Source organism: Aeromonas sp. R10-1 (genome assembly GCF_040908465.1).
GTDB classification, from domain to species: domain Bacteria; phylum Pseudomonadota; class Gammaproteobacteria; order Enterobacterales; family Aeromonadaceae; genus Aeromonas; species Aeromonas caviae.
The window spans coordinates 127,919-139,144 of sequence record NZ_JBFODT010000014.1 but is presented as its reverse complement, the minus strand read 5'-3'; the positions used below and the strand labels follow the sequence as shown (position 1 = coordinate 139,144).

Here is an 11,226-nt window from a genome sequence, read left to right as displayed (position 1 = left end):
GGCAGCATCTCGCCGGAGGCCAGGGAGTTGTACATCAGCGGCACGGCCTTGTTCAGGGCAACGGTGAACTTGAACGGCTTGTGGACACGCTGACCGGCAGGCTGACCGGATTGCGGATCGGTCGGCACGGTGACGACGTGCTGGAACTCTTGTACCAGCATCTCGTCTTCATGGCCCTGCACGAAGATGTTGCCGACGGAATCGGAGGTGAAAGCACCGGCAGTGATGTTGCCCTGGGTTTGACCTTCGATGCTGATATAACATGGAGTTGGCATGGAATTGCTCCTGATGGTTGAACGGTTATGACACTCGTCCGAATCCGTTAGCAGTGACCATGCCAAGACATTTTTTTGTTTTAAAACAATTAGTTGAATATAAAACCGATTCGCGCACCGGCGCCATGACGCAACAAGTTGCGCAATCAATGCATTTGCCCATTAAACCTTGCACATGCAGCATAAATGACTGGCATGAATGCAACATATTGCGCGTGGCGGAGTTTATCTCTACCTTCACGCTGTTTCCCCAAACCAGACCAGCGGAATCTCCGCTTCGCCTGCGAGCCCCCCATCACAGGCATGATCAGATTGTTGGCAACTAAAACAAAAGGGCCTGTCTCACGACGGCCCTTCTGTTTTAGTTGGCTGTATGGGCGGGATGATTCACCGCTGCGTGGCTCAGCCCTTCGGGACGGCCTGCAGCCGTTCATCCCGGCAAACTGCTCTGCTTGAACCCGACGAGGGCGCTCCCCCTTCCTCTTCCACATGAGCGGAAAATGCTTCCCCAAAGCAAAAAACCGACCATCTGGCCGGTTCTGACATCTGAGGATGGGTCGGGATTGACTCGCGCCGTCCCTGGCGCTCGCCCTGCGGACGGCCTCTGGCCGTCCATGCGGGCTATCCTGCCCGCCTCTCGAACCTGGGCCCGAACCGAGCCGCCCATCACCGGATAAAACAAAAGGCCCCGTCTTTCGACGGGGCCTTTTGTTTTATTTGGCGGTGAGGGAGGGATGATTCGCCACTGCGTGGCTCACCCCTTCGGGGCGGCCTGCGGCCGTTCATCGCTGCAAGCTGCTCTGCTCGAACCCGGCGAGGATTCTCACCCTCCCTCTTCGACATGAGCTGATAACGCTTCCCCAAAGCAAAAAACCGACCATCAGGTCGGTTTTTTGCAATTTGGCGGTGAGGGAGGGATTCGAACCCTCGATACGTTGCCGTATACACACTTTCCAGGCGTGCTCCTTCAGCCACTCGGACACCTCACCAAATTTTCACTGCTTGAAGTGGCTTTCTGAGCACGCTGCGCGTGCATCTTGCTGACTTCGTCGGTGGGCAGCCACTCGGACACCGCACCCAATTTTGGTCTGTGTTTTAACGTGTTCAGCCAACACGAATTCGCTGCGCCGTTGCGCTGGAACGGGGCGTAATGTAAGGGATAGGCGCGAGGCGGTCAATGCAATTTTTTATCTTTTGCCACTGTTTGCTCAATAAGCGAACCAAGTGACTAAAAATATGCCATTTCCTATCCCTTTCCATCAATTTTCAACCGCTTCGTGCAAATGTTCTCCTCGAATCGCCTCTTCCAGTGAGCCGTAGAACTCCAGCTCTCCCGCCACCGGACGCACCTTGGCCCGCGCCAGGGTCTTGAGGGGCTGGAATTGCAATTCAGCCACCTTGAGACGGACCCCCGCCTTGGCCATGCGTTTTGCGAATTGCTGGAAGGCGGTGAGACCGCCAGCATCCAGGATCGAGACCGCCTCCATTTGCAGGATCAACTCCTTGTGGTCCTTCACCTGGGCAAGCAATTCGTCAAAAACCCGCTCGGCGGCGGCAAAGAACAGTGGCCCGTTGATCTTGTAGACAAGGGTCGAGGGGGACACCTCGCTGGCATAGCGTTTGTGATCCGCCAGGTTGTGCAGCCTGGTCATCTTGGCTATCTCGCGCATGAACAGCAAAGAGGCCAGGATCACCCCGAAGGTGATGGCGATGACCATGTCGAAGATGACGGTCAGCGACAGGCAGACCAGCAGCACCAGTACATCGGATTTGGGCGCCCGGCGCACCAGATCCACCACCTTGTGGGCCTCGCTCATGTTCCAGGCCACCAGCAGCAACAGGGCGGCCATGGCAGAGAGCGGCAACCAGGAGAGCCAGGGAGCCAGCACCAGGATGGCAGCCAGTACCACCAGCGCATGGACAATACCGGAAATGGGCGAGGTGGCACCGGCCCGCACGTTGGCGGCGGAGCGCGCGATGGCGGCCGTCGCCGTGATGCCACCGAAGAAGGGGGCCAGGATGTTGCCAAGGCCCTGCCCCACCAGCTCGCCGTTGGAGCTGTGCTTGCGACCCGTCATGCCATCGAGCACCACGGCGCAGAGCAGGGATTCGATGGCTCCCAGCATGGCCATGGAGAAGGCTGCGGGCAGCAGCCGCTCGATGGCGGCGAGGTTCCACTCCACCGGTGCCCCGTCCGGCCCCGGCAGCGCCCAGGGCATCACCAGGGTCGGCGCGATGGGGGGAATACCCATGCCCCGGGTTCCATCGGCCAGGGTATAGCTGAACTTGCTGCCGATGGTGGCGACGTCCACCCCGAACTGGTGCAGACCAAACCCGAGCCCCACCCCCACCAGCACGGCGGGCAGATGGCCGGGTACCGGCAGGCGTAATCTCGGCCAGAGCAGCAGCACCGCCAGCGTCGCCACCCCGACGAGGGTGTCCCCCCACTGCCAGCTTGGCAGGGCATGGGCCAGCGCCTGTACCTTGCCCAGATAGGTTTCCGGCATCTCTAGGACCTGCAGGCCGAAGAAATCCTTGATCTGCAGGGTGGCGATGACGATGGCGATACCACCGGTGAACCCCAGGGTCACCGAGGGGGGAATGTACTCGATGAGGCGCCCGAGACGTGCCATGCCCATGGCCACCAGGAAACAGCCCGAGATGAGGGTGGCCATCAAGAGGCCGCCCACGCCGAATTGCTGGGCCACCGGGTAGAGGATCACCACGAAGGCGGCAGTGGGGCCCGAAATGGAGAAGCGGGATCCCCCGGTCACGGCGATGACGATGCCGGCGATGATGGCGGTATAGAGCCCGTGCTGAGGCGGCACCCCACTGGCGATGGCCAGTGCCATGGCAAGGGGAATGGCGATGATGCCGACCGTGATGCCGGCGATGAGGTCGCGGCCAAAGCGCGCCACGCTGTAGGGTTCGTCAATGCAGGATTGGCGCAATGCGATGGCCAGCTTCACGCCTTGTAAGGAAGCTTGATTGTGCATGTCTAGGGTAATACCAGAAGAGGGAGACAAAGGCCGGGGTGAACCGGCACCCGATCATCATCAAGGGCCGGCAGAGCTGTCGACGCGGCGATGGTATCGAAGGCAACCATACCCGACCCGGCCAGATAATTCGATGGGCGGGATCAAGAAATGGCCATGAGCACGCAATATTGTCGGTGACACCCCGAATATCAACGCCGTTTCCCGCCACGGCAGGTTTCCCCGGGCACGGTACTCTGCGGATGAACGACACCACGCCTCCTCCTGGCAGTATGCGGGAATCAGGATACCAAGCAGGCACAACCCGACCGAAGGCGCGATCTCAAGCTCCTGATTGTGCTGAAAATAGTCCGCGTTGCCCAAGTTTTGGGCAAACGGGCCAAAAAGCCATTTTTTACGCCGACAGGCGGGTTGACACCCGGGAGATGGGCCATTAATATCCGCCCCGTCTCGACGAGACAGGCTATTCCTCCTTAGTTCAGTCGGTAGAACGGCGGACTGTTAATCCGTATGTCACTGGTTCAAGTCCAGTAGGAGGAGCCAATTCCCTCGTAGTTCAGTCGGTAGAACGGCGGACTGTTAATCCGTATGTCACAGGTTCAAGTCCTGTCGAGGGAGCCACATTTTAAAGCCCAGCCTTTTGGCTGGGCTTTTTCATATCTGCTCTTCCGGGCCTGTCCACGGCCCCCCTGCCCGATGGCGCGCCAAACCGCCACCTGCTTGCTTTCCTGATTCCCCATGGCCTTCGATGACGACCCTTACTCGTCCCTAGGCGCGTCACCAGGGTGTCACAGAGATCCCAAAGACTATGATTGATTCGAAAAGGACCATTTGGATTTATCCAGTCAAGGAGCCATCATGTCACACCCTGCTTCACTGGCCAGTCGCCTGCATGCTCTGGCACTCAACGACACCCTGTTCCCCGATCTCCATCAACTCGAGAAGGCACAACGGACCCGGACCATCTACCGGATTTTCCACACTGTCGCCAGCACGGCTGCACTCGGGCAAGAGGATATCGTTGACGACCTGGCCCCCCTCTTCACCCTGATGGAGTCTCCCTGCCTGACCCGGCAAGGGGGGCTCTGCCCCTTGCTGGCCAGTCATTACAATCTCTATCTCGGCACGCTGCTGGAGCTGGGGGATCGGCACCATCCGGAGATCATCGGTCAGATTGAAGAGGCTCTGGCCTTGCGCACTCACGGGCTCTATCTGGTCACCGAGCTCGGTTGTGGCAACAATGCCATGAGCATGGCAACCGAAGTCCGCTACGACTGTGCCACTGACGGTTTTATCCTCCATACGCCCCATCGGCATGCCGCCAAGTTCATGCCCTACATCGCCCTGGAAGGGCAACCCAAGAGCAGCGTGGTAATGGCCAGATTGTGGGTCGGCGAGCAAGACTGCGGCATTCATCCCTTTCTGGTGCCCTGCCGGGACGCCCGTGGCGCACTGTGTCAGGGGGTCAGCGTCTCCAGCACGGACGTGCTCGACCTCCCCTACTTCGACGTGGTGGATCACGCCATCATCACCTTCGAGCAGGTGGCGCTCCCCCGCTGGGCATGGCTCAGGGGTCATGAGCACGACATCAGTGCTGGGGGCGTCTTTCACTCTCGTCTTGCCAGCCAACGCGACATTTTCTTCAGCTCCCTGCGCCGTGTTGAGTGGGGAAAACTGGTGCTGACCGCCTCCCTGATCCCCGGCTTGAAACTGAGCCTCGCACTGGCCATTCACTACGCGCAGCAACGACCGCTGCACGCCCACAACGGGCGGGTCATACCGCTGGCGCACCATGCCCTGCACCGCCGGATACTGACTCGTGCCTATGTGACGGGGCTGGCCGCCATGGCGCTGTATGAAGGGGTAAAACAGCGACATTTGCCGGATGGACGGCACTCCTCCCGCTTTCAGACCGACGCTGGCCTGGTCAAGGCCGTCGCCGTCGAACTGATGCGAACCTCCCTGCAACATTGCATGCAGCGGTGTGGTGCCCAGGGAAAATTCCTGCGAAATCGCATCGCCCCTACCCTGCAACTGTGCGATCTGGTCGGCACCGCCGAGGGAGACAGCATGCCCGTCCTGATGAAGGTGGCGAAGGATATTCTGGCCTGGCCTGATGAATCCCTGGATGACGGCACCCCCCTGGGCCAACTGCTGCTGCGGATGCGCCGACAGATGAATCAGCAACTGGCCGACGCGACGGACAAACTGGCCGCATGGCACGACCTCGGCTGTGAAGCAGCCCGCCTCGGCTGGCTTGCTGGCAACCTGGAAGCCTTGCGTCACCTGGGGAGCAGGGACGACATCCGCACGGCCTGCCGGGAGCAGCTCATGCTCGATTATGCTCCCCAGCTCCTGCACCACGGACTGTGCAGCCCCGCCGAGATTGCCGCCCTGCCCGCACGGCAGGAAGCCACGCTGGATCATGTCTGGGAACATCACGCCGCCAGCGTGCCGGACGAGTTTGACGTTCGTGACCTCATGGCCGCGACGCCGCTGGGCAGCCCGGACCTGGCTTCGGCCTGGTTTGCCCTGGCCCCGTCCCTGCATGATCCCCTGCCAGAAGGTTGAACGTTGGGGCCAACAGGCCGCCCCTCCACTCCCGGTGCCTGAATCCCCCCAAGCCCGGCCATCGGTCGGGTTCTTTCTTATCCCCCTGCCCCACCTCGGGGCAAGGGCGCTCGCCTTCCGCCCCCGCATCCCGATGCGCCCGTCCCTTGCCCTCATGGCCTGTTGCCACAAGATGGCGCAGGCTTACCCTCTATGGGGTACCACTCTGGTGCGCCCTGCCTTGCCCCGTGATGACATAAAAGTCATCCATATGATTTTTCAATAAAAAATCACTGACACTGGCCTCGATAGCGACTCAATTGGCTGGCACAGCCCTTGCACTTTGTGATGTACGCAGGGACGTCACAAGGAGTTGCCTATGCTGCCCATCAAGCCCCCCGGACCCGGTTGTTACGACGAGATGCTGCTCACCGACAACCAGTTTCGCGATCATTACCACGCCTACCTCTCGTGGCTGCACCAGACCGACGAGAAGAGCATAGAACGCAAGCGTGAAGAGGCCGACCTGCTGTTTCGCCGGGTCGGCATCACCTTCAACGTCTACGGGGATGGGGACGGCGCCGAGCGCCTCATCCCGTTCGACAGCATTCCCCGCATCATTCCCGCCCGGGAGTGGCAACATCTGGACATGGGGATCCGCCAGCGCGTCACCGCCCTCAATGCCTTTCTGCACGACATCTATCACGATCAGCGCATCCTGAAGGCGGGGGTGATCCCGGCCGCCCAGATCCTCACCAATGCCCAGTACCAGCCCTGCATGCAGGGGGTCGACCTGCACCGGGACACCTATGTCCACATCACCGGGGTCGACATCATCCGCAACCACGACGGTGAGTACTATGTGCTGGAGGACAACCTGCGCACCCCCTCCGGGGTCTCCTACATGCTGGAGAACCGCAAGATGATGATGCGCCTCTTCCCGGAGCTGTTTCACAACCAGCCCATCGCCCCGGTGGAGCGCTACCCGGCCCTGTTGCTCCAGACCCTGCGCGAGAGCAGCCCGGTAGACAACCCCTGCGTGGTGGTGATGACCCCGGGACGCTTCAACAGCGCCTACTTCGAGCACAGCTTCCTCGCCCAGCAGATGGGGGTGGAGCTGGTGGAGAGCGCGGATCTGGTGGTCAAGGATGGTCAGGTGCTGATGCGCACCACCACGGGGCTGAAAAGGGTGGATGTCATCTATCGCCGCATCGACGACGACTTCCTCGATCCCCTCGCCTTCAACCCGGACTCCCTCATCGGCGTGCCCGGGCTGCTCTCGGTCTACCGCGCCGGCGGTGTGGTGCTGGCCAATGCCATCGGCACCGGGGTGGCGGATGACAAGTCCATCTACCCCTATGTGCCGGAGATGATCCGCTTCTATCTGGGGGAAGATCCCATTCTCAACAACGTGCCCACCTGGCAGTGCCGCGAGCCGGCTGCCCTCTCCCACGTGCTGGCCAATCTGGAGGAGCTGGTGGTCAAGGAGGTCCATGGCGCCGGCGGCTACGGCATGCTCATCGGCCCCTGCGCCAGTCGCGAGGAGCTGGCCCGTTTTCGCGAGCTGCTCAAGGCTCGGCCCGACAACTACATCGCCCAGCCGACCCTCTCCCTCTCCACCTGCCCGACCTTCGTCGACGCCGGCATTGCCCCCCGCCACATCGACCTGCGCCCCTTCGTTCTCACGGGGCAGGAGCTGCGCCTGGTACCGGGCGGCCTGACCCGGGTCGCCCTCACCGAAGGCTCCCTGGTGGTCAACTCCTCCCAGGGCGGTGGCACCAAGGATACCTGGGTCATGGAGGGCAGCCCATGCTGAGCCGCACCGCAAGCGAACTTTACTGGATGTCCCGCCACCTGGAGCGGGCGGAGAACACGGCGCGCATGCTGGACGTCACCCAGACAATGTCGCTGATGCCCTCCATCGACGCCGATCACAGCGAGCTGGTGGCGCCCCTCACCATCAGCGGCACCCATGAGCCCTTCCTGGCCCGCTACGGCCAGGTGAACATGGAGAACCTGCTGCAATTTTTCTGCTTCGACGAGGAGAACCCGAGCAGCATCTTCAGCTGTCTGCGCATGGCCAGGGACAACGCCCACGCCGTGCGGGGCAAGATCCCCGGTGAGGTGTGGGAGAGCATCAACGCCGCCTGGATAGAGATCCGCCGGCGCCGCCAGGCGGGGCTCTCCAGCGGTCAGGCCCAGGAGTTCTTCGACTGGATCAAGGAACGCTCCCACCAGTTTCGCGGCGCCACCTATGGCACCATCATGCGCGGTGACGTGCTCTGGTTCCTGCGCCTTGGTACCTTCATCGAGCGGGCCGACAACACGGCGCGCATCCTGACCGTGAAGTATCAGGTGATCCGGGAGGACGAGGACAGCGTGCGCGAGTTCTACCGCTGGAACGCCCTGTTGCGGTCAGTGGGTGCTTACGAGGCCCACCAGACCCTCTACAAGACGCTCTCCCATGCCTCCATCGCCGAGCTGCTGATCCTGCGCAATGAAGTGCCGCGCTCCCTGCGGGCCTGCCTCGACGAGATGGAGCTGATCCTGGCCCAGATCGAGGGCAACGCCGGTCAGACGCCCCGGCGCCTGACCACCATACTCAACGCCCATCTGACCTATGGCGCCATCGACGATGTCTTTGCCCTCGGCATGCAGGAGTACCTGAGTGATTTCCTCAGCGACATCGGCGCCATCGGCCAGAGCATCCACGCCGCCTACCTGGAGGTATTATGAGACTCATCATCGATCACCAGACCCGCTACCACTATGCCGACGTGGTGCGCCGCAGCACCCAGTACCTGCGCCTGACTCCTCACAGCACGGCCCGCCAGCAGATCCTCTCCTGGGAGCTGGAGCTGCCGGGGGAGGCCACCTGCACCACGGACGGTTACGGCAACATACTGCACGTGCTGAGCCTGGAGTCCCCCCACGAGGGGATCCTGATCCGCGCCCACGGGGAGGTGGAGATCTGCGACGACGCCCCGGAAGATGAGGAGTCCTCCCTCATCTCTCCCCTGAGCTACCTGAGGCCCACCCCCCTCACCCGCCCGACCCCGGCCCTGCAGGATCTCGCGAAGGCCTGCCTGCCAGAGGAGCCAACCCTGGCCGACTTGCAGAGCCTGATGGCACGCATCCTGGTGCTGATGCCCTATCAGCCAGGCAGCACGGATGCCACCTTCAGCGCCGACGAGGCACTTGCTTCGGGCAGCGGCGTCTGTCAGGACCACACCCATGTCTTCCTGACCTGCTGCCGCCACGCCGGCCTGCCGGCCCGGTACGTGAGCGGTTACCTCTACAGCCAGGACAACAGCCACGTGGCGATGCACGCCTGGGCCGAGGTGTGGATCGAGGAGCGCTGGCACACGTTCGACGTCACCAACCTCACCAGCTCCACCAGCGAGCACCTCAAGCTCGCGGTCGGCATGGATTATCTGGATGCCTGTCCGGTGCGCGGCGTGCGCTATGGCGGCGGGTGCGAACAGTTGCAGAGCCAGGCGCAGGTGACCCGCCTGGATGGACAGCAGCAATGAAGACCGGGAGAGTCCTGGCGGGAGAGCGGTCATGACCTATTGCGTCGCCATGTGCCTGCAAGACGGCATGGTGTTTGCGTCCGATTCGCGCACCAATGCGGGGGTGGATCACATCGCCACCTTCCGCAAATTGCACCTCTTCACCCGGGAGGACAGGGTGATAGTGCTGCAAAGCGCGGGCAATCTGGCCACCACCCAGAGCGTCATCAGCCTGCTGACGGAGGGGCAGGAGCTCCTTGCCCTCCCCAGCCTCTACGAGGCTGCCGCCCTCATCGGCCAGACCATACGCACCGTCATCAGCCGGGATGGAGGTCAGCAGCAGGGCCATATCAACTTCGGCTGCAACATCCTGCTGGGGGGGCAGATCCGGGGGGAGCGCCACCGCCTGTTCCACATCTATCCGGAGGGCAACTTCATCGAGGCGAGCGCCGACACCCCCTACTTCCAGATTGGTGAGAGCAAGTACGGCAAACCCATCATCGATCGCATCATTCACCATGAGACGCCGCTTCAGACCGCCCTGCAGTGCGCCCTCATCTCCATCGACTCGACCCTGCGCAGCAATCTGTCGGTGGGCTTGCCTCTGGATGCCCTGGTCTATCACGAGGGCAGCTTCTCGGCGACGAACCAGCACCGCATCACCGAACAGAACCCCCATTTCGTGGCGCTGCGAAAGGCCTGGGGCGAGGGGTTGCAGCAGTTGTTCCAGGGCCTTCCCACCTTCCCCCTCTAGGCCGGGCGGGAGGCGCCAAGGCGCTTTCCCGCTCCTTTCTTTCCGGATATTCTGGCTGCCTTCCTTTTCGATGGAGTTTCCCATGCGCCGCTTCAACGTCATGCTCAACGGCAGCCGGTTGATGATGTTCCCCTTCTATGTCTGCATCCTTATCTGTGTCGCCCTCCTGATGGTGAAGTTCGCCATGCAGCTCTATGTGCTGTGCCGCGACATCATCGACATCCACTATCTGGATCTCATCACGGGGGTACTCACCCTGGTGGACTTCGTGCTGGTGGCCCAGATGCTGATCCTGGTGGCCATCTGCGGCTACGTGCAGTTCATCAAGACCCCGGAGCAGCGAGCGGCCCTCGGCGACAACTGGCTCAGCAAGATCAACTTCGCGTCCCTCAAGCTCATCGTCATCAACTCCCTGGTGACCATCGCCGGCATCGAGGTGCTCAAAGCCTTTCTCAACGACGGCACCGGCAACGAGATCGAGATGAAGTGGTCGGTCATCGTCTTCCTCGCCTTCTCCACCGCGGCACTTATCTATGCGGTGACCGAGCGGCTGGCGGAGCACAAATAGGGCCCGACGCCATTCAGGGTCTATTCATCAAGAGCCGAATTGATAACTCTTTTCATTACCCTTACTGCATTGTAAACTTGCTCGCCCCGGGCTGAACCGCCCGGGAGCTGGAGCACCCATGACGAGTCTTTCCCTCTCACCACGACAATGCTGGCAATGGCTGGCCTATCACCATCAGGCGGCCGAGGGTGCCCTTTATCTGATGTTTTTCTCCGGCCTGCTGCTGTGGGAACCCCTGACGCCGACCTGGTCCCTGGCGCGCTGGAACCTGTTTTTGCACGTCGCCCTCTCGCTCACCCTGTTTCCTTTGCTGTTTGGCGCCTTCTGGCTCTCCCATCGCAGCCTGCTGCGCAAGAGCCGCAAGCCTTTTTTGCGCACCACCGGCCGCATCATCGAGGCCTTGCTGCTGGTCTGTCTGGCCAGCGGACTGGTGCTGGTGCTGCACGGCACCCCGGGGGACAGCCTCGGCAACCTTGCCAGCTGGGCCCACTGGCTGAGCGCCCTCGCGTTGACGCCCCTGGTGCTGCGCCACGCCTGGCGCTGGACCATCTTGAAATGGCGCACCTGATCT

General features: G+C 61.7%; 8 protein-coding genes, 3 tRNA genes, 1 other RNA gene and 1 pseudogene. 9 read left to right on the top strand and 4 right to left on the bottom strand.

Going from position 1 to position 11,226, the window contains the following annotated elements:
- The 4 genes and pseudogenes from hcp1 to dauA form a co-directional block, all read right to left on the bottom strand.
- A pseudogene (gene hcp1 / locus AB5Y93_RS06300) lies at positions 1 to 275 on the bottom strand (type VI secretion system effector Hcp1); the annotation flags it as partial.
- A 718-nt stretch (positions 276 to 993) separates the two neighbouring features.
- Positions 994 to 1,122, bottom strand: a non-coding RNA gene (locus AB5Y93_RS06295) — RtT sRNA.
- Between the two features lie 54 nt (positions 1,123 to 1,176).
- Positions 1,177 to 1,264: transfer RNA gene (locus AB5Y93_RS06290), tRNA-Ser, on the bottom strand.
- Positions 1,265 to 1,534: 270 nt separating this feature from the next.
- Positions 1,535 to 3,271, bottom strand: a complete 1,737-nt coding sequence (dauA, locus tag AB5Y93_RS06285) for a C4-dicarboxylic acid transporter DauA (protein WP_368228998.1) — start codon at positions 3,269 to 3,271, stop codon at positions 1,535 to 1,537.
- Between the two features lie 467 nt (positions 3,272 to 3,738).
- Here dauA and AB5Y93_RS06280 point away from each other — a divergent pair.
- The 9 genes from AB5Y93_RS06280 to AB5Y93_RS06240 all read left to right on the top strand — a co-directional run bounded on the left by AB5Y93_RS06280 (position 3,739) and on the right by AB5Y93_RS06240 (position 11,223).
- A tRNA-Asn gene (locus AB5Y93_RS06280) sits at positions 3,739 to 3,814 on the top strand.
- A gap of 2 nt (positions 3,815 to 3,816) precedes the next feature.
- Positions 3,817 to 3,892: transfer RNA gene (locus AB5Y93_RS06275), tRNA-Asn, on the top strand.
- A gap of 237 nt (positions 3,893 to 4,129) precedes the next feature.
- A complete protein-coding gene (locus tag AB5Y93_RS06270) occupies positions 4,130 to 5,842 on the top strand; it encodes a hypothetical protein (RefSeq protein WP_368228996.1) in 1,713 nt (570 codons plus the stop codon).
- 358 nt (positions 5,843 to 6,200) lie between these two features.
- Positions 6,201 to 7,637: a circularly permuted type 2 ATP-grasp protein gene (locus AB5Y93_RS06265; RefSeq protein ID WP_368228995.1), complete on the top strand. Its 1,437-nt coding sequence runs from the start codon at positions 6,201 to 6,203 to the stop codon at positions 7,635 to 7,637.
- The gene (locus tag AB5Y93_RS06260; protein WP_010674396.1) at positions 7,631 to 8,557 is read left to right on the top strand and encodes an alpha-E domain-containing protein; all 927 of its coding nucleotides are present in this window, start codon (positions 7,631 to 7,633) and stop codon (positions 8,555 to 8,557) included. Before AB5Y93_RS06265 ends, AB5Y93_RS06260 begins: the two co-directional genes overlap by 7 nt.
- Positions 8,554 to 9,354: a transglutaminase family protein gene (locus AB5Y93_RS06255; RefSeq protein WP_010674395.1), complete on the top strand. Its 801-nt coding sequence runs from the start codon at positions 8,554 to 8,556 to the stop codon at positions 9,352 to 9,354. The genes AB5Y93_RS06260 and AB5Y93_RS06255 overlap by 4 nt, the downstream gene beginning before the upstream one ends.
- 31 nt (positions 9,355 to 9,385) lie before the next feature.
- Positions 9,386 to 10,087 carry a peptidase gene (locus AB5Y93_RS06250; RefSeq protein ID WP_010674394.1) on the top strand — a complete coding sequence of 234 codons (702 nt, stop codon included), beginning with the start codon at positions 9,386 to 9,388 and terminating at the stop codon, positions 10,085 to 10,087.
- 82 nt (positions 10,088 to 10,169) lie between these two features.
- Positions 10,170 to 10,655 (top strand): YqhA family protein, encoded by a 486-nt coding sequence (locus AB5Y93_RS06245; RefSeq protein WP_368181510.1) that lies wholly within the window; start codon positions 10,170 to 10,172, stop codon positions 10,653 to 10,655.
- A 118-nt stretch (positions 10,656 to 10,773) separates the two neighbouring features.
- Complete coding sequence (locus AB5Y93_RS06240) at positions 10,774 to 11,223, top strand: hypothetical protein (protein WP_103261862.1); 450 nt, start codon at positions 10,774 to 10,776, stop codon at positions 11,221 to 11,223.
- The last annotated feature ends 3 nt before the right edge of the window (positions 11,224 to 11,226 follow it).